The organism is Arthrobacter sp. AQ5-05 (genome assembly GCF_003287975.1).
Lineage (GTDB): Bacteria > Actinomycetota > Actinomycetes > Actinomycetales > Micrococcaceae > Paeniglutamicibacter.
The window spans coordinates 1-18932 of sequence record NZ_QMKQ01000034.1; the positions used below are offsets into that span (position 1 = coordinate 1).

The following is an 18932-nucleotide window of genomic DNA, read 5'->3' on the forward strand; positions in this document are numbered from 1 at the left end:
ATTCTTGATGCCTGGTGCCTGACCGGTCAAAATCGTGTTAATTGCCGGGAAGTGTCACCACCAAAACACGCTGAAGTGTCACCGATGTGTTGAGGCAGAACTGTCACCGATGTCTTGCGACATAACACGGCCAAGTGAAACCTCTCCCCGGGATGCTTAATGCATCAGCCACCAGGTAAGAGGGGACGATAAGCCTTGAGCGCACAACTAGAACAAGAACAACATCGCACCGGCACGCCGAGCGCGCACGCCAGTCTCGAGATGGGCCCGGGCCGCTGGGTACACAATTGGGATGCGGAAAGCCCGGCATTCTGGGAGGGCATCGGCAGGAGAACTGCCCGCACCAATCTCTACTGGTCGATCTTCGCCGAATTCCTGGGCTTCGTGGTGTGGCAGCTCTTTGCCGTCGTCGCCGTCTACCTGCCGGCAGCGGGATTCGAGTTGGACAACAGCCAGCTTTTCTGGCTGATCTCGATGCCCAGCCTGGTCGGTGCCACGCTGCGGATCCCCTACACCTTCATGGTGGCACGCTTCGGCGGACGCAACTGGACCATCGTCTCGGCGCTGTTGCTGCTGATTCCCGCAGGCGGTCTGGCCGTGGCGGTCTCAAACCCCGCAACCCCCTTCTGGGTGCTGCTGACCTTGGCGGGCCTTGCGGGCTTCGGCGGCGGCAACTTCGCCTCCTCGATGGCCAACATCACCTACTTCTTCCCCGCCTCGCAGAAGGGCTGGGCGCTGGGCCTGAACGCCGCCGGGGGCAATCTGGGTGCGGCCGTGGCCCAGCTGCTGGTGCCCATCGCCATCACGGTCTTCGCCGCGGGTTCCCTGCAGCTGCCGCTGGCCGGACTGGTCTGGATCCCGTTGATCCTGCTGGCAGCCTGGGGCGCCAAGCGCAACATGCACAACCTGTCCAACGCCCGATCGGATGTCCGCGGTGCCCTGGCCTGCCCGAAGAAACCGCACCTGTGGATCATCGCGGCCCTGTACATCGGCACCTTCGGTTCCTTCATCGGATTCTCCGCGGTCTTCCCCAAGCTCATCCGCGACACTTTCCCCGACTTTTCCTCCTTCTCGCTGGGCACCGCGGCACTCTCGCTGGCGTTCCTCGGCCCGCTGGTCGGTTCCCTCGCCCGGCCCGCCGGCGGCAAGCTCGCCGACAGGCACGGCGGGGCGCGCATCACCCTGGGCGCCCTGGGAGTCATGGCCCTGGTGACCCTGGCCGTGGTCATGATCCTTCCGGCGGCAAATTTCTGGGTCTTCCTGGCCCTGTTCCTGGTGCTCTTTGCCGCCAGCGGCATCGGCAACGGCTCGACCTACCGGATGATCCCCATCGTCTTCGCGCTGCGCGCCGGGAACGGCACCGGCAACGTCTCGGCGGCGCGCAAGGGCGCCGCGGCGCTCGGGCTGATCTCCGCCATCGGCGCCTACGGCGGATTCCTGATCCCGCAGGCGCTGGGGCTCTCCCTGTCCGAATCCGGCTCCTACACCGCGGCCTTTGTCCTCTTCGTGGCCCTGTATGCGGCACTGATGTTCCTGGTCTGGTTCTGCTACATCCGCCGCGGAACCGGCTTTGCCGGGCGGAGCATCTAAATGACATCCTCCGCCGTTGACACCAGAACCACGCCCACGCACTGCCCCTACTGCGCCCTGCAATGCGGCATCAGCCTGGACCCCGGCCCGGGTGCCGAAGCGCGCGAGCCGGTGCTGCTGGCCGGCCGCGACTTCGAGACCAACGGCGGCGCACTGTGCCGCAAGGGATACAGCGCGGCCAACCTGCTCAACCACCCCGAACGCCTCGGTTCCCCGCTGCGCCGCACCGCCGACGGCGGCTTCGCACCGGTCGGCTGGGACGAGGCCCTTGAGTTGCTGGCGCAGCGCGCGGCATCGATTCGCAGGGAACACGGAGCCGACGCGGTTGCGGTCTTCGGCGCCGGAGGACTGACCAACGAGAAGGCCTACCAGCTCGGGAAGTTCGCCCGCCTGGCCCTGGGCACCTCGCGCATCGACTACAACGGACGCTTCTGCATGTCCTCGGCGGCCGCGGCGGGAAACCGGGCCTTCGGCCTGGACCGCGGCCTGCCCTTCCCGTTGGCGGATCTGGATTCCGCCTCGATGATCCTGATGCTGGGTTCCAACGTCGCCGAGACCATGCCGCCGTTTGTCCGCCACCTGGAGCACGCCCGGGCCTGCGGCGGGCTCATCGTGGTCGACCCGCGCCGCTCCCCTACCGCGGAACTGTGCGCCGACGGGTCCGGCTGGCACCTGCAGCCCACCCCCGGCACCGACCTCCAGCTGCTGCTGGGACTGGCCCACGTGCTGCTGGCCGAGAACATGGTTGACGATCACTACCTGGCGAAGCGCACCTACGGACTGGCGGGACTGCGCGCCTCGGTGGGCGCGTGGTGGCCCGAACGCGTCGCGGCAACCACCGGTGTGCCTGCGGCCGAGATCCGGCGCACCGCCCGAGCCCTGGGCGCTGCAGCTTCCGCCGCGAAGACCGGTGGCGGGGGCGTGTTCATCCTGACCGGGCGCGGGGTCGAACAGCACACCAACGGCACCGACACCACCACCGCAGCCATCAACATCGCCCTGCTGCTCGGGTTGCCCGGAACCCCCGGCGGGGGTTTCGGCACCATCACCGGGCAGGGCAACGGCCAGGGAGGGCGCGAGCACGGGCAAAAAGCCGACCAGCTGCCCGGCTACCGCAAGATCACCGATCCCGCCCACCGCAAGCATGTGGCCGGGGTGTGGGGCGTGGACCCCGCGACGATTCCCGGCCCCGGCATCCCGGCCACCGAACTGCTGCACACCCTGGGCACCGCGTCCGGGGCCCGCATGCTGCTGGTGCACGGCTCCAACCCCGTGCTCTCCTCCCCCGATGCCGCCCAGGTCCTGGCCGGGATCCGCCGCCTGGACTTCCTGGTGGTCTGCGACTTCTTCCTTTCCGAGACCGCGGCCGAGGCGGATCTGGTCCTTCCGGTGCTGCAGTGGGCCGAGGAGGAAGGCACGATGACCAACCTGGAGGGGCGGGTGCTGCGCCGGCGGGCGGCCCTGCGCGCGCCGGAGGGGGCGCGCGGCGAATTGTGGATCATGGCCGAGCTCGCCAAGCGGCTGGAATCCCCCGGCACGTTTTCGGCCGACGCCCGCGAGGTGTTCGAGGAGCTGCGCCTGGCCTCCGCCGGAGGACTTGCAGACTACTCGGGTGTCGACTGGGACGACCTCGACGCGGGGGCCGCGGTGTACTGGCCCTGCTCCACCGACCACGCCGTGTCGCGCATTCCGGGACAGCGCTCGGGCACCCCGAGGCTCTTCCTGGACGGCTTCGCGCACCCCGATGCCCGCGCGCGGCTCGTCCCGGTGTACGCTGGCGCCTCCGGCGAGGAACTGCACTCCGAGGGACAGCTGGCGTTGGTCACCGGGCGACTGCTGGAGCACTACCAAACCGGGACGCAAACCCGCCGGGTCGCCGAGCTTGCGGCTGCGGCCCCCGAGGCGCGCCTGGAAATCCACCCCGCCACCGCACGCTCCCGCGGCATCGCCGAGGGCCAACGCGTCGCGGTGCGCAACAGGCGCGGGGAAGTCGTTGCCCGGGCGGCCTTGAGCACCTCGGCGCGCCTTGACACCGTGTTCCTGCCCTTCCACTTTGCCGGGAACCAGAACGCCAATCTGCTCACCGCCGCCCGCGTGGACCCGATCAGCGCCATGCCCGGATTCAAGAACGCTTCGGTGTCCCTGCACCCCCTGGGAGAAGCATCATGAGCCAGATGTTCCGCGAACGTATTGTGGTGATCGGCTTCGGCCCTGTCGCCGCCGCGCTGATCGAGGGCCTGCTTCCGGGGCTTGCCGCGGGACTGTTCGCGTTGGATGTCGTTTCCGCCGAGGAGCACGCGGCCTACAACCGGGTGCTGCTGGCCGAGGTGGCAGCCGGCGCGACTCCCGCCGGGCACCTGGGGATGATCGACCCGCTGCGCCTGGCCGCGGCGGGCGTCGGGCTGCACCTGGGGGAATCGGCCACGCGTGTGGACCGCTCGCGGCGGCTGGTCTTCCTGGACTCGGGCAGGACCTTGGCCTACGACAGGCTGGTGTTCGCCACCGGCGCCCGCCCGGTGGTCCCGACGCTGAACGGGCTGGACTTCGCCCCGCACGCCGAGGCCAACCTGCCCGCCGGCGTCATGGCGCTGCGCACCCTCGAGGACGCAGCGGCACTGAGCCGGGTGCTCGTTTCCGGGGGCAGGGTCTTGGTGCTTGGCGGCGGCATCCTGGGCATCGAGGCTGCCCTGGCCATGGCCGAGGCCGGGCACCGGCCGGTGCTGGTGCACCACGGCCCCGTGCCGCTGGGCCGCGCCGTGGACCCCGATGGCGGGATGCTGTTGGCCCGCTGCCTGCGCGCCTCCGGCGTCGAGGTCGTGTCCGGGGTCAGGGCCACCGCCGTGCGGCGGGATTCAGCCGGGTTCACCGCGCTGGCGACCGAGGACCATGGGGAGATCGCCGGCGACGCGCTGTTGCTCTCCTGCGGGGTTCGCGCACGCACCGAACTGGCCGCCGGCTGCGGGCTGAAGGTGGGAAGCGGCATCCAAACCAACGAGCACCTGGTGGCCGACACCGAGAACCGGGTCTTCGCCCTGGGAGACTGCGCCGAGGTTGCCGGTGCGGCACCGGCCGGCCTGCTGGCGCCGGGCTGGGCGCAGGCCGGCTGGCTGGCCGATTTCCTGCTGAAGCACCGGGCACCTGCACCCGACGCGCCGAGCCGCCCGCTGGATCCCGGCACCGAGGCACCGGCCCAGGGGGCCTCGAACGTGTTGATGCTCAAGGGCCAGGGCATGGAGCTGGTGGTTGCCGGGAACGTAATGGCCGGCCCGTGGGACGGGGGCCGGGCCCGGGTGAGCGTGTTTGCCGATCCGCAGGCGGGCCAATACCTGAAGCTGGTCACCGAGGATGAGGTCCTGACAGGGTTCCTGGCGATCGGGTTGCCGCGCGCCGGAGCCGAATTGGTGCTGGCCTTCGAGCGGGGCAGCACACTGCCCCAGGACCGATCCACGCTGTTGCGGCTCGATGACCCGGGCATTCCCGGGTCGCTGGCCGCGGCACGTGCCGATGACCAATTGTGCCGCTGCACCGGTGCCACCCATGGCCAGGTGGCCCGGGCAGTCGAGGAAGGCTGCGACACGGTTGCCGAGGTGGGGACTGCCTGCCGGGCGGGCACCGGATGCGGCGGGTGCCGCGGGAAGATCGAGGCGATGTTGCGGGTTTCCGTCCCGGCCTAGCGTCCTTGCCCCATTTCTCTCCCGTGCCATCGCTGCTGCCCAACGGGTAACCGGCTCCGTCCATTGGCGCCGGCGCCTCGCGCCCCAAGCAACGGGCGCCGACGTCAATGAATCCCCCAAGCGGGAAACCGTTGCGGCGGTTCCCTAAGCTAGCTTCCCTGACCGATGTCCTGGGTGATCCAGAACTCCGCACCGGTGGGATCCGTCAGCGCGGCGTTGCGCCCAAAGGGCGTATCCTCCGCGGGCTGGATGAGCGCCCCGCCCAGGGCCAGGGTCTTTTCGATCACGGCATCGGCATTGTCGACCGCGAAGTACACGTGCCAGCTGGCCGGGGCTCCCTCGGGCAGGAACGAACTGGCGTCCATGATGCCGGCCTTCGCGTTGTCGCTTTCCCCGAGGGTGGTGTACCGAAATTCGTCGGTGTCGCCCACCACCGCGGTTTCCCAGCCGAAGACATCCTGGTAGAACTTCACGGCCGGGGCGAAGTCCCGGGTGAAGAGCTCGTGCCAGGCCGGCGCCCCGTTTTCGGCAGCCAGCTGGTACCCGGTGTGCCCGCCGAATTCCCAGATCCCGATGGCCGCCCCCGAGGCATCCCCGAACATCGCCATCTTGCCCTGTTCGGGAACCTCCATGGGCGGCAGGTAGACCTGTCCGCCATGCTCGGCCGCGGCCTTCGCCGCCGCGTCGATGTCGTCAACGCGCAGGTAGGTCGTCCAGGTATCCGGGGAGCCGGAGGTCCCGTCGTTCTTCATGATCCCGGCGACCATCGCCTCGTCCTTGGACGCGGTGACATAGCCGCCGTATTTCTGCTGGTCCCCGGTCTCGTAGGTCCAACCAAAGAGCGCGTTGTAGAACTCCTTGGACTTCTCCGGATTCGATGTCAGCAGATCGATCCAGCAGGGGGATCCGACGGTCAGATCGGGCTTGGGCATCTTGGCTCCAACCAATCAATAAGGTACGTGAAAGTGGATTCACGGGCGATTCTATGCCGGTGCACCCGCCACATCAATGGTTTCCGCCGGATACCCACCGGTAACTCATGGATTCGTGGCCGCGCCCCCGGTTCCTGCTCCCGTTGCCCTCGCGCGGGCACCAAGTCACAAAGTTACGTCATGACGTACATTGATCTACGCCATGACGTAACATGGGATATCCGTTCTTTTCCACCAGCTCGACACCCCGCACCGCTTAGGACCTCAATGACGAATCCTCAACGCCTCCGTGCCGCGACAGCCCCCTGGCGCCGCCGCCTCGCGGCGACCCTCGCCGCGATCGCACTCACCGCGACACTTGCCGGCTGCGGCTCCCCCGGCACCGCACCGGCCCAGGGCGCTTCCGACCGCCCGGTCGTGCTGACCACCTTCACCGTGCTGGCCGACATCGCCCAAAACGTCGCCGGTGACAAGCTCGAGGTCCAGTCCATCACCAAGGTCGGGGCCGAGATCCACGGCTACGAACCCACCCCGCAGGACATCGCCAAGGCCTCCAAGGCTCAGCTGATCCTGGACAACGGGCTGAACCTCGAGGCCTGGTTCGGGAAGTTCGTCGCCGAGCTCGACGTGCCCCACGTGGTGCTCAGCGACGGGATCGAGGTCATGGACATCACCGAGGACGCCAACGCCGGCAAGCCCAACCCGCACGCCTGGATGAGCCCGGTGAACGTGCAGCACTACGTGGCCAACATCCGCGACGCCTTCATCGAGCTGGATCCCGAAAACCGCGAGCACTACACCGCCAACGCCGGCGCCTACACCGCGCAGCTGGCGGCCCTGCAGGAAAACCTGCTCGACGGGCTCTCCGGGCTAAAGGAAAACGAGCGGGCGCTGGTGACCTGCGAGGGGGCCTTCTCCTACCTGGCCCGCGACGCCGGGCTGAAGGAAAAATACATCTGGGCGGTGAACGCCGAACAGCAGGCCACCCCGCGGCAGATCGTCTCGGTCATCGAGTTTGTCAAGGAGAACCACGTGCCGGCGGTCTTCTGCGAATCCACGGTCTCCGACGGCCCGATGCAGCAGGTGGTCCAGGCTACCGGTGCGGCCTACGGCGGCACGCTGTTCGTCGACTCGCTCTCCGAGGCCGACGGCCCGGTCCCCACCTACCTGGACATGATCCGGCACGACTCCGACGTGATCCTTGGGGCGCTGGCCGGGGGCACCAAGTGAGCACCCCGGCAGTGGACGCGGCCGGCCTGACCGTGCGCTACGGCGAGGTCCTGGCCCTGGACGGGGCCAGCCTGCAGCTGCACCCCTCGCGCATCTGCGGGCTGGTGGGCATGAACGGGTCCGGCAAGTCGACGCTGTTCAAGGCCATCATGGGGCTGGTCAAGCCCGAGGCCGGCACCGTGCGCATCAACGGCGGCACCCCCGCCCAGGCCCGGAAATCCGCGGCCATCGGGTACGTGCCGCAGTCCGAGGACGTCGACTGGTCCTTCCCGGTCTCGGTGCACGACGTGGTGATGATGGGCCGCTACGGGCACATGGGATTCACCCGCCGGCCCGCCAGGGCCGACAAGCTCGCCGTCGCCGAGGCCCTGGAACGCGTGGAGCTGACCGGGTACGCGCACCGGCAGATCGGGCAGCTCTCCGGCGGGCAGAAGAAGCGCGCCTTCGTGGCCCGCGGCATCGCCCAGGGAGCGTCGGTGCTGCTGCTCGATGAGCCCTTCGCCGGGGTGGACAAGAGGTCCGAGGCCACCATCACCCGGCTGCTGCGCGAACAGGCCGCGGCCGGTGCCGCGATCCTGGTCTCCACCCACGACCTGCACGCCCTGCCCGCGCTGGCCGACGAGGCGGTGCTCTTGATGCAGAAGGTGCTGATGCACGGGGACCCGCACACCGTGCTGCGCCCTCAAAACCTTGCCCTGGCCTTCGGCCTGGACGTACTGGGACGGAACGACGACTCATGAACCTGCTGGACATCATCATCGAACCCCTGGGCTACGGCTTCATGGCCAACGCACTGGCCACCGCGGTGACCGCCGCGGCGGTCTGCGCGGTGCTCTCCTGCTGGCTGGTGCTCATCGGCTGGTCGCTGATGGGAGACGCGGTCTCCCACGCGGTGCTCCCGGGCGTCGTGCTGGCCTACATGTTCTCGGTGCCCTTCGCCATCGGCGCGCTGCTCTTCGGATTCCTGGCCGTGGGCCTGATCGGCGCGGTGCGCGACACCAGCCGGATCAAGGAGGACGCTGCCATCGGCATCGTCTTTTCCACGCTCTTCGCCCTGGGGCTGGTGCTGATCTCCGTGACCCCCTCGGAGACCGACCTGGGCCACATCATCTTCGGGAACCTGCTGGGTGTCTCGAAGGCCGAGGTTCTGCAGATCCTCATCCTCGGGGCGCTGGCCCTCGCGGCGCTGCTGCTCTGGCGCCGGGACTTCACGCTCTACGCCTTCGATGCGACCCATGCGCACGCGATCGGGTTGAATCCGCGGCTGCTGGGCGCCGCGCTGCTGGGCCTGCTCGCGCTGACCAGTGTGGTGGCGCTGCAGGCGGTGGGCGTGATCCTGGTGGTGGCGATGCTGATCATCCCCGGGGCCACCGCGCATCTGCTCACCGATCGCTTCGGGCGGATGCTGCTGATCGCCCCGGCCATTTCGGTCGCCTGCTCGGTCATCGGGCTGTATGCAAGCTACTACCTGGACACCGCCTCGGGCGGCATGATCGTGCTGGTCCAGGGCGCGGTGTTCGCACTCGTGTACCTCTTTGCTCCCGCGCAGGGGCTGCTGGGGCGCAGGATCTTCGCCGCGGCGCGCCGCCGCCGCACCCTCGAAATGGACGCCCGGGCGCCGGAAGGTGCAGGAATCGGGCGCTAGCTCCGCGAGACGTGCAGTGCGTCGGCGGCCTGGCGGCCCAGCGTGATGGTGGCGGTGCCGTCGGCGACCAGTAGCTGCACCGCGTCCGAGAAGGGTGCGGCCGCGGTGATGACCAGGCCCACCCCCGGCACGACGCCCTGCGCGCTGAGGTACTGCAGCAGTTCCGGGTCCTCGTCGTTGATGCGCTCCACCACGACCCGGCCCCCGGGCTCCACGGTGCTCAGCAGCACCGCGTCGGGCACCGTGAGCACCCCGTCGACGCTCGGGATCGGATCCCCGTGCGGGTCGCGGGACGGGTGGCCCAGGAACGCATCGAGGCGTTCGACCATGAAGTCGCTCATGGCGTGTTCCAGGTTCTCGGCCTCGTCGTGGACCTGGTCCCAGTCGTAGCCCAGGTGCTCGACCAGGAAGGTCTCCAGCAGTCGGTGTCTGCGGACCATGTCCAGTGCGTACTTTCGGCCCAGCTCGGTCAATGCCACCGCCCCGTAGCGGGCGTGGCTGACCAGTCCCTGGGTGGTCAGCTTGCGCACCGCGTCGGAAACCGAGGAAACCCGCAGACCCGATTTCTGGGCGATGTCCGTTGCGGTGACCGGGTCGTCGGACCATTCCGACAGGCCCCAGATGACCTTGAGGTAGTTCTGCGTGCTGATGGAAAGTTCCGAAACCGACATGTGTACGAGTCTACAGAGGACACCCGCACGGCGTTCTGCCGCACGGGTGTGACCTCGCTTGGATCCAGCCCTGCTCGCGGGCCAGGTGGGCCGCGGCGATGCGGTTCGCCTCCCCGGTCTTGCCGATGGCGCTGGAGAGGTGGTTGCGCACCGTGCCGGCACCCAGGTGCAGGGAACCGGCGATCTGCGCCACCGGGGCACCGGACTGCGCACGGGCAAGCACCTCGCGCTCGCGCCCGGTCAACGGGTTGGCCCCGTTCATCAGCGAGGTCGCGGCCAGGGCGGGGTCCACCACCCGGCCCCCGGTGTGCACCCGGCGCACCGCCGTTGCCAGCTCGGAGGTCGGGGTGTCCTTGACCAGGAACCCGCTGGCCCCGGCCTCGAACGCGGCCCGCAGGTACCCCGGCCGGTAAAAGGTCGTCACCATCAAGACCTTGCACCCGGGCACGGCCTCCCGCAGCTTCCGGGCCGCTTCGAGCCCGTCGGTGCCCGGCATCTGGATATCCAGCAGCGCCGCGTCCACCCGGTGCTCGAGGGCGAGGGCCGCCACCTCGGCTCCGTCCCCGGCCTGGGCGACGGCCTCGATGTCGGGTTCCAGGTCCAGCAGCGCGGCCAGCGTCCCGCGCACCAGTGCCTGGTCGTCGGCCAGCAGCACCCTGATGGGTGCGGGCGCTTCGGCAAGTTGTTCGCTCATTCCCAGCTCACCGCGACCCTGGTGCCGCCGCATGCGGAGTCCCCGATCTCAAGATGCGCGCCGGCCAGCCGGGCGCGCTCGCGCATCCCGCGCATCCCGTGTCCCTCGCGGCTTCCGGCCAGCGAGTCCCCGTCGTCCTCGACGCCGAGCAACCCGGGGGCGATGCGGATCCAGCAGGTGGTGGCATGGGCATGGCGCAGCACGTTGGTGGCTGCCTCGCGCAGGATCCAGGAAAGCACCGTGCAGTGCGCCGGTTCGACCTCCTGCGCGTTGCCGATGAGCACCGTCTTGATCCGTGCATCGGCCAGCGCGGTGCGCACGGAGGCAAGTTCCCGGGCCAGGGTGCTGCGGCGCTGCCCGTCCAGGGTGGCGCGGATCGAGTCCAGCGCCTCGGCGTTCCTGTCTCTTTGCCCTTGCCGGCAGAAGGCGCAAAGAGCATGAAATCGCCATGACAGCTGCCATGGCCAACAGCACCCGCGAACAACCGCGGGAGGCCGCCCCCACGTGGCATTCCCGGCGGTGCCGGATCTCCAGGCCCATGGGCGGCACGTCACATTCCACAAATGTGTGGCACCTCACCGCGGGCACAAAACTGCTTTTAGCGTGCGCTGAGCGGCCCTTGCGGAGCGCCGAATGGCTCGATGCATGCGGCGGAGCCGATCGCATTGGGCGCCGACACAACGGGCAGGGCCGTGATCGGAGATCTGCACATGGATCTGGATCACGTCATTCAGACATACTGCACCGTTGAAGGCACGAAGGAGTGACCACTTATGACTACAGATTTCAAGCCCCAGGCAGGGCCGGCGAACACGCTGGCCAAGACGCTGGGCAACCGCGACGCCCTCGCCCTGGGCTTCGGCGCCATGATCGGCTTCGGCTGGGTGGTGCTCACCGGCGGCTGGCTCTCCAGCGCCGGGACCATGGGAGCGATCCTCGCCATGCTCACCGGCGGCGTCATCATGGCCATCGTCGGACTGACCTACGCCGAGTTGACCTCGTCGATGCCGAAGGCGGGAGGCGAGCACAACTTCATCCTGCGTGCCTTGGGCCCGCGTCCGTCGTTCATTGGTTCCTGGGCCATCACCGGCGGCTACGTCACCATCGTGGCGTTCGAGGCCGTGGCGCTCCCGCGCACCATCGAATACATCGTTCCCGGGCTGAGCCGGATCCCGCTGTGGACCATCGCCGGGTACGAGGTCCACCTTACCTGGGCGCTGGTCGGCGTGGTCGCCGGCGCACTGATCACGTTGATCAATATCCTGGGCGTGAAGCAGGCCGGCATCGTGCAGACCTTTACCGTGCTCTTCCTGCTGCTGATCGGAGCGTTGCTCCTCTTCGGTTCCGTCACCGGCGGCAGCTCCGAGAACATGTTCCCGATGTTCAACAACGGGGTCAGCGGCTACTTCGCGGTGCTGATGGTGGTGCCGTTCCTCTTCATCGGCTTCGACGTCATCCCGCAGTCGGCCGAGGAGGTCAACATCCCGGCACGCCAGGTCGGCAAGCTCGTGGTCGTTGCGGTTGTCCTGGCCACCATTTGGTACATCATGGTCGTGCTGACCACCGCCTCGGCCATGCCGGCCAGCGAGCTGGTCAAGACCGACATCGCAACCGCTGATGCCATGGGCGCACTGTTCGGCTCCGACATCATGGCCAAGATCCTGATCGCCGGCGGCATCGCCGGCATCCTGACCTCGTGGAACTCTTTGCTGCTTGGCGCCTCGCGCCTGGTCTTCTCCCTGGCCCGTTCCGGCATGCTGCCGGCTTGGTTCGGCGCCCTGCACCCGAAGTTCCGCACCCCGCACAACGCGCTGTTGTTCATCGGCGGCATTTCGATGCTTGCACCGTTCTTCGGCGTCGAAATGCTCGGCTGGCTGGTTGACGGCGGTGCACCGAGCATCATCATCGCCTACTTCCTGGTGGCCGTGACGTTCCTGGTGCTGCGCAAGCGCGAACCGCAGATGGATCGTCCGCTGCGCGTGGGCGGCAAGGGCAGGGGCGGCATCGCGATCGGCATCGCCGCCACCGTGCTGACCCTGGCACTGTTCTCCCTGTACATGCCGGGCATGCCCGCCTCGCTGTCGTGGCAGCCGTGGCTGATCTTCTTCGTCTGGTGGGGCATGGGAGCGGTGTTCTTCTTCAAGGTTCCCGGCGGCATCAAGGCCGGCATCGACGCCGAGGAGCAGGTCCTGGAGATCGTCAACGCCCGCAAGGCCAAGAAGTAACACCCGGACATCGCACAAATCGCGGGCGGGCACCGGTTATCCGGTGCCCGCCCGCGGCTTGTGCGCCTCGGCGGGGAACCGTTGCCAGGCACCGGGAACCGCGGGCCGGCGTCCGGTGCATATGCCACCTCGGGCACGCACCCTTTGCCCGTCCCCGTCCCCGGGTGCCGCACCACTGCGGGTATTCCCGGCGGAGGATTTCCCGCGTCGCCGACGATGCGTGCCGCGGCATCGGCACCCACCTCGTCCACGGCACGGGCCTGTTGTAATGTGTTGGGAGGTCCCACCTCCACCCGTATCGAACCGATTGCGAGCCGTCGTGTCCAAGAAGAAGAAATCCCCCGCCGCCAAGACCAGGCAGGGACACCCCGGCCGCGCCGCGGCGACAGCGAACATCGTCAGCATCGACGAGTTCCGTGCCCGCAGCACCGGTGACGATGTGACGGCGGGGTTCATGAAGTGGGTGCGCGCCAACACCGAGCTGCTGCAGCTGGGAGATCCGTTGCCGGTGCTGCGCACCTTCCTGGAAAGCCACGCCGAATCCGCGCAGGCTCCGCTGGCCACGCACCTGGAACCCCTGGCCACGCAGGTGGCCCTGGGCAAGTACGTCCGCCAAAACCCGGAGGCGGACTTCGGCTTCGCCCTGCACACCGTGGCTGCCTACCTGCTCTACCTTGACGACTCGGATCTGTGGAGCGGCAGCGACGAGCTGTTCGAGGACGTGCAGGCGGAACTGCTCGAGGCCCTGGGAGAGGATCTCGACGACGAGTTCGACGACCGCGAATTCGAGGTCCCGGCGCTTTCGCGCGCGCAGTCCCGCGACGCCCTGCTCGCCCTGCCGTTGGCCGGGCACCTGCAGGCGTTCTTCGCCTGGTTCGGAGACAAGCGCGACGTCACCTCCACCGGCCTGCTCACCCGCAAGGACATCGAGGGCGCCGCGGCCGCGCTCGGCGTGGCCGCCCGGGGAGTGGGCAAACTCCCGGCGGAGGCTTCCAACGAACCCGGCGCACCGTACCTGGCAACAAGTTCGCAGCAGGTCCCGCTGCTTGACCTGTATTGGGAGGCACTGGTGCGCATCGGCATCATTGAGCTGGGGTCCACCCGCGCCACCATGAACCGGCCGTTGGACTCCCTCACCGGCGAGGCCCGCGAAGACATGCTGATGCACCTGGTCCGGGACATGGCCTTGAGCCTCTACATGCAGCTCATCTCCACTGCCGCCACCACGGGGTTCGACGACGAAGACCCCGGGGACGGGGATGCCGACCTATTCGACAACATGCTCACCACGATCCTGCTCGATGCGGGAACCGAGGAGGGGATCGAGTCCGGGCAGCTTGCCGAGGCCTTTGCGACGTTTGAACGCGCCGGGTTGGACGAGGGACTGTTGACCGGGCTCGCGGTGGACCTGATGCTTGCCGAGGGCCTGCTCGAGCGCGACACCCACCTGCGGGTTCCTTCCGTACTCAAGAAGCTCGTGGCGTTCGCCGTGGCCGAGCCCGCGGGCCTCGAGGTCCTCTACGAGGACCCCGAGGACGAAGACCTGGCCTACCTGGGCGCCAAAGACTAGATCCACCGCGCCAAGACGGGCGGGAGGGGCGCGCGTCTGCGCACCCCTCCCGCCCGTCTGCGTTTGTTGTTCCCCCGGGCCCGTGGCTACTTGCTGCCCGTTGACCCACCCGAGGCACCGATGGCCCAGATACGCGGCAGCGCCCGTCCGTGCACCGAGTGCGCCCCGATGACCCGGGCCTTGAACACCCAGGGGTTGTGGTTCCCGGCGGTCCGGGCGTTGCGCCAGTGGCGATCCAGGTTCTTGGAAACGCTGGTCGCCGAGGCCGCCAGCGCATCGAAGGCGTGCGAGATCCCGTTGACCACCAGCGGGGTCAGCACCACCTGGGCCTGCGCGGTGGCCAGCTCCGCCGCGTCATTGGCGGCTTCCTCGGCTGCCAGCTCGATGTCCCCGGCGCGCCAAGCCAGGGCCGCGTCGTAGGCGCCCTGCAGCGCGCGGGCCGCGGAGTCGACGGTGGCCGCCGCGGCAAACGCGACGGCCGAGACCTCGCCGATGACCTGCAGCAGCTGCGGGTCCTCGTTGGCCGCCGCGGCGGCCCCGTGGCTGAAGGTCCGCGAGCGGGCGGCCAATTCGGCGGCGAAGTCGCGTTCGGCTGCAGCCGCGCTGCCGGCCAGCACCGCCAGCAGCACGCCCTGGTAGAACGCGGTCTGGTACTTGAAGCGGGTGTCGAAGTCGATCACGTGCTCGGCCGCCACCGCCGCGCCGGTGAACGTCGCGGTGCCCGTGCCGGTGGTGCGCTGCCCGAAGCCGTCCCAGTCATCGCCCAGTTCCACACCATCCTGGTCGGCCTTGACCACGGCGATGACCCGCTGCCCGGTGTCCGTGCGTTCGGCGTAGGTGTCGATCCAGTCGGCGAAGATGCTGCCGGTGGAGTAGTACTTCCGGCCGTTCACCGCGAAGCCGCCCTTCCCGTCAGGCACCACCTTGGTGTTGACCTCGCCCAGGGCGACGGTGCCGATCTCGGTCCAGGAGTTGCCGACCAGCTCGCCGGAGACGAAGCGCTCCAGCCATTCATCGCGCCCCGGGCCAACGGGTGCGACAAGCCGGTCCTCGACGAAGGCGAAATGCCCGCGCAGTGCCTGGGCAATGTTGGGGTCGGCGGCGGCCAGTTCGGTCAGCAGCGCGAAGAGCTCGGGCAGCGTGGCACCTGACCCGCCGTGGGACTCGGGTACGCGCAACGCACCGAAACCCAAAGCGGCCAGGTCCTTGATCTGTTCACGGGCCAGGGTGCGGGTGGCGTCCCGTTCCGAGGCGCCGGCGGCGATGTCGGCAAAGAGCGGTGCGAAGCGTTCGCGCAGCCGCTGCAGTCGTGGAGGGTTCAGGGTCGTGGTTCCCATATCGGGTGCTCCTTATCGTGGTTCGGTTGCAGGTGCGCGGTTTAGGTGTACAGCGAGAGCGGGGCGTTGGTTCCGTGCAGGAAGTATTCCCCGACCTCGATCTTCTTGTAGTCCACCGGGTCATGCAGCGAGTGCGTGCGCACATTGCGCCAGAACAAATCCAGTCCCACGTCGTTCCTGGTCGAGCTGGCTCCGGTGACCTCGTAAATGCGGTTGGCCACCTCCAGGGCCACCTCGGTGGCGACGACCTTGAGCTCGGCAATGGCCACGGCAATATCCCCTCTCTGTGCCGCATCGAGGGCGCCGGCGCGGCCCACCTCGGTGTCGAAGCGGCGGTTGAGCTTCTCGGCCAGGGCTCCCACGGCGGCGGTGCGTGACTTCAGCTCCCCGATGGTGCGCTGGAAGATCGGGTCCTGGGCGTAGCTGCCGGCCGCGGAAAGGAACCAGGAGTTCTTGCGCTCCAGCAAGATCCTGCGCCCGGCCGCCAATGCACCCTCGGCGATGCCGAGGTAGAAGTTCCCGAAGGCCAGCTGCAGCCCCGGAGTCAGCAGCGTGACGATGGGATCGGGCGTGATTTCGCCCAGCACGTCCTCGGGCACCACCAACACGTCGTGGTACTTCACCGAGCCCGAGGCCGAAAGCCGCTGGCCCAGGTGGTCCCAGTCCCCGAGCAGTTCCAGGCCCTCGCGGGTGCGTTCGAGCACGAAGGCGATGACCTTGCCGTCCTTTTCCCCGCCGGTCACCGCTGCATTGACGACGATCACGTCCCCCACGGAAGAACCGGTGGAGAAGCGCTTGAGCCCGTTGAGCCGATAGCCCCCGTCCACCGCGGTCAGGGAAAGGTCCGGGTCCACGGGGTTCACCGAGTCTCCCCAGAGCCAGCCTTCGGCGGCGCTGCGGGCGAACCAGCCTCCCTGGGCCGCGGGATCGGCGTAGAACGCGATGCTGGACTGGTTGGCGTAGTGGTAGGCCAGCAGCTGGGCGATCGAACCGTCGGCCGCGGCAATGATGCGCACCGCGGCGAAAGCCGATTCCCAGTGTCCGCCTGCCCCGCCGAATTCGGCCGGGACCAGCAGGTTCAGCAGCCCCGAATCCCGCAGCAGGGCAACCTCGCTGAACGGGTCCTGGTTCGCGGCGTCCCGGGACAAAGCGTCAACGGCGAGGGCCTGGGCAACCGTGCGGGCGACGGATGCCCAGTGTTCAAGTTCGTTCTCGCCGGCGTTCCCGTTCCAAGGGGTGCGGGGAAGAGCGTCGGTGTCAATGGCGGTGGTGCTCATGCGGGTGGGCTCCTTCGAAGGTTCGCGTCGAATCAATGACTTGACTCTAGGAACCGGGAAGGGGGGGTGCACACCCGGCTCGTCACCGGCCGAAGCACGTTGTCATGCAGCGTCACCGCCGCCGCCGGAATGCCGCCGCGGGTGCCACGGGAAGTCACCGGGCGTCATCGAGCGGACATGCGGGGACACGGAACGTCACGGACTTTGCGCGGGGCTCGCCGGTGACGCGGCGGGATTCGGGATGGGTCGGGAAGCCGGCTAGGCGTTGGGGCCGGGCGCGACCGCGGTGACCAGGTCCTGGAGCTCGGGAACCCGGGCGGCATTTTCCAGTGCTTCCCGGAGCACCGCGTCGTGGGTCGGGTGGGCCTGGGCGAGCAGTTGCTCCCCGGCTTCGGTGAGTTCGGTGTAGATCCCACGCCGGTCATCCATGCACAGGATGCGGGTCAGCAGTGCGCGGTCCTCGAGCCGGGTCACCAAGCGGGTGGTGGCACTGGAAGACAGCGCTGCGGCGCGGGCGAGCTGGGCCATGCGCATGTGCCACCCGTCCTGCCGGCTCAGGGCATCGAGCCCCGTGAACTCAACGACCGACAGGCCGTGCTTGGCCTGCAGGGCACGCTCCAGCTCACCTTCGATGAGGTTGTGCAGCGCGGCGAGCGTGCGCCAGCCCTGCGCACGGACCTGCACGGCGTCGTCCTTGATCCCCATGGGTGATACTCCTCTTGTTTTCCAACCCTTCAAGGGTAGCACCTTGCGCCGATAAAACGCGTGTGCAATCATTGTGTCCGCAAGTAGTTGCAGACGCAACAACTTGTGCAACGACATCCTCAGCACCACTCTTCCACCCACCACGCACCGAAGGTTCACCATGCCCATAGCTCTCTACGCCCTTGCCCTGGGCGGTTTTGGAATCGGTCTGACCGAATTCGTCATCATGGGCCTGCTTCCCGAGGTTGCCGCGGATTTCGGGGTCACCGAAACCGTCGCCGGCTACCTCATCTCCGGCTACGCCCTCGCCGTGGCCATCGGCGCCATCATCCTCACCGCGCTGCTCAGCCGGCTGGACCGCAAGAAATCCCTGCTGCTCCTGATGCTGCTGTTCATCGTCGGAAACCTGCTCAGTGCCACCGGACCGAGCTACGAGCTGGTGATGGTCGGACGGATCATTGCAGCACTGTGCCACGGCGCCTTCTTCGGCATCGGCTCGGTCCTCGCCGCCGACCTGGTGGCGCCCAACAAGCGCGCCGGGGCCATCGCCTTCATGTTTGCCGGACTGACCATCGCCAACGTGCTCGGCGTCCCCTTCGGCACGCTGCTGGGCCAAGCCACCGGCTGGCGCTCAACCTTCTGGGCCATCACCGCCATCGGCATCATTGCCTTCATCGGCATCATGGTCCTGGTCCCGGGCAACCTGGCACGCGCCCCACACACCGGAGTCCTCGCCGAGTTCGGCATCTTCCGCAGCCCCCAGGTCTGGCTGTCGATGTTCGTGACCATCCTGGGCTATGGCGGCATGTTCGGCGCCTTCACCTACATCGCCTTCACGCTCACCGGTGTCAGCGGATTTGCCGCCTCCTCCGTTCCCTGGCTGCTGGTGCTCTTCGGCGTCGGCCTGTTCGTGGGCAACATCCTCGGGGGCCGCGCCGCGGACCGCAACCTGGCCGCGACGCTGATCACGGTGCTCGCTGCCCTGGTCATCGTCCTGGTCGCCTTCGCCTTGACTGCCGGCAACCAGATGGCCACCATCGTGGCCCTGCTGCTCATGGGCGGCATCGGTTTCGCCACGGTCCCGGGTTTGCAGATGCGCATCATGAACCACGCGGCCCACGCACCCACCCTTGTCTCGGGCGCAAACATCGCCGCGTTCAACGTGGGCAACGCGCTCGGCGCCTGGGTCGGCGGCCTGACCATCGCCGCGGGCCTTGGCTACACCTCCCCGCTGTGGGCCGGCGCGGGGATCACCGTTGCCGGATTGGCGGTCATGCTCATCGCCACCCGCATGCCCGGCGGCGAACATGCCAAGACCAGGGTTTCCGAACGCGATTTCGCAAGCGTCGGCTGACCCCCTCCATTCTTCTTTCATCGCACAA

Annotated in this window: 16 protein-coding genes; 9 read left to right on the top strand and 7 right to left on the bottom strand. The window is 68.2% G+C overall.

The features are described from left to right. The first annotated feature begins 261 nt into the window (after window positions 1-261). Genes DQ353_RS18655 through DQ353_RS18665 form a run of 3 tightly spaced genes read left to right on the top strand, consistent with a single transcriptional unit; the run spans window position 262 to window position 5264 of the window. Window positions 262-1590 (top strand): MFS transporter, encoded by a 1329-nt coding sequence (locus DQ353_RS18655; RefSeq protein ID WP_113764692.1) that lies wholly within the window; start codon window positions 262-264, stop codon window positions 1588-1590. Next, window positions 1591-3759, top strand: coding sequence for a molybdopterin oxidoreductase family protein (locus DQ353_RS18660; RefSeq protein ID WP_113764693.1), 2169 nt, complete (start codon window positions 1591-1593; stop codon window positions 3757-3759). Further along, entirely contained in the window at window positions 3756-5264 is a 1509-nt protein-coding gene (locus DQ353_RS18665; protein WP_286166910.1) for an FAD-dependent oxidoreductase, read from the top strand. Before DQ353_RS18660 ends, DQ353_RS18665 begins: the two co-directional genes overlap by 4 nt. A gap of 149 nt (window positions 5265-5413) precedes the next feature. On the opposite strand, the gene DQ353_RS18670 is transcribed toward DQ353_RS18665, so the two are convergent. Beyond that, window positions 5414-6196, bottom strand: a complete 783-nt coding sequence (locus DQ353_RS18670) for a VOC family protein (protein ID WP_113764694.1) — start codon at window positions 6194-6196, stop codon at window positions 5414-5416. A gap of 267 nt (window positions 6197-6463) precedes the next feature. Between DQ353_RS18670 and DQ353_RS18675 the strand changes: the two genes are divergently transcribed. The 3 genes from DQ353_RS18675 to DQ353_RS18685 are packed head-to-tail and all read left to right on the top strand — an operon-like array spanning window position 6464 to window position 9071. After that, window positions 6464-7426, top strand: a complete 963-nt coding sequence (locus tag DQ353_RS18675) for a metal ABC transporter substrate-binding protein (RefSeq protein WP_113764695.1) — start codon at window positions 6464-6466, stop codon at window positions 7424-7426. After that, a complete protein-coding gene (locus DQ353_RS18680; protein WP_113764696.1) occupies window positions 7423-8166 on the top strand; it encodes a metal ABC transporter ATP-binding protein in 744 nt (247 codons plus the stop codon). The genes DQ353_RS18675 and DQ353_RS18680 overlap by 4 nt, the downstream gene beginning before the upstream one ends. Next, window positions 8163-9071 (top strand): metal ABC transporter permease, encoded by a 909-nt coding sequence (locus tag DQ353_RS18685; RefSeq protein ID WP_113764697.1) that lies wholly within the window; start codon window positions 8163-8165, stop codon window positions 9069-9071. The genes DQ353_RS18680 and DQ353_RS18685 overlap by 4 nt, the downstream gene beginning before the upstream one ends. Here the strand turns inward: DQ353_RS18685 and DQ353_RS18690 are convergent. From DQ353_RS18690 to DQ353_RS18700, 3 genes are read right to left on the bottom strand one after another with little or no spacing between them, the layout of a single operon-like run. After that, complete coding sequence (locus DQ353_RS18690) at window positions 9068-9742, bottom strand: metal-dependent transcriptional regulator (protein WP_113764698.1); 675 nt, start codon at window positions 9740-9742, stop codon at window positions 9068-9070. The two genes, DQ353_RS18685 and DQ353_RS18690, sit on opposite strands and share 4 nt — an antisense overlap. A gap of 10 nt (window positions 9743-9752) precedes the next feature. Then, entirely contained in the window at window positions 9753-10436 is a 684-nt protein-coding gene (locus DQ353_RS18695) for a response regulator transcription factor (protein WP_113764699.1), read from the bottom strand. Then, on the bottom strand, window positions 10433-10756 hold the full coding sequence (locus tag DQ353_RS18700) for an ATP-binding protein (RefSeq protein WP_113764700.1): 324 nt from the start codon (window positions 10754-10756) through the stop codon (window positions 10433-10435). Before DQ353_RS18700 ends, DQ353_RS18695 begins: the two co-directional genes overlap by 4 nt. A gap of 453 nt (window positions 10757-11209) precedes the next feature. On the opposite strand from DQ353_RS18700, the gene DQ353_RS18705 reads away from it, so the two are divergent. Then, window positions 11210-12661, top strand: coding sequence for an APC family permease (locus DQ353_RS18705; RefSeq protein WP_113764701.1), 1452 nt, complete (start codon window positions 11210-11212; stop codon window positions 12659-12661). 319 nt (window positions 12662-12980) lie between these two features. After that, a complete protein-coding gene (locus DQ353_RS18710; protein ID WP_113764702.1) occupies window positions 12981-14231 on the top strand; it encodes a hypothetical protein in 1251 nt (416 codons plus the stop codon). 86 nt (window positions 14232-14317) lie between these two features. Here DQ353_RS18710 and DQ353_RS18715 read toward each other — a convergent pair whose 3' ends face one another. The 3 genes from DQ353_RS18715 to DQ353_RS18725 form a co-directional block, all read right to left on the bottom strand. Continuing rightward, a complete protein-coding gene (locus DQ353_RS18715) occupies window positions 14318-15568 on the bottom strand; it encodes an acyl-CoA dehydrogenase family protein (RefSeq protein ID WP_113764703.1) in 1251 nt (416 codons plus the stop codon). A 41-nt stretch (window positions 15569-15609) separates the two neighbouring features. Then, a complete protein-coding gene (locus DQ353_RS18720) occupies window positions 15610-16845 on the bottom strand; it encodes an acyl-CoA dehydrogenase family protein (protein ID WP_113764704.1) in 1236 nt (411 codons plus the stop codon). A 258-nt stretch (window positions 16846-17103) separates the two neighbouring features. Next, window positions 17104-17550 (bottom strand): MarR family winged helix-turn-helix transcriptional regulator, encoded by a 447-nt coding sequence (locus tag DQ353_RS18725; RefSeq protein WP_113764705.1) that lies wholly within the window; start codon window positions 17548-17550, stop codon window positions 17104-17106. Between the two features lie 160 nt (window positions 17551-17710). Here DQ353_RS18725 and DQ353_RS18730 point away from each other — a divergent pair, with 160 nt between their 5' ends. Continuing rightward, window positions 17711-18904: an MFS transporter gene (locus DQ353_RS18730; RefSeq protein ID WP_113764706.1), complete on the top strand. Its 1194-nt coding sequence runs from the start codon at window positions 17711-17713 to the stop codon at window positions 18902-18904. The last annotated feature ends 28 nt before the right edge of the window (window positions 18905-18932 follow it).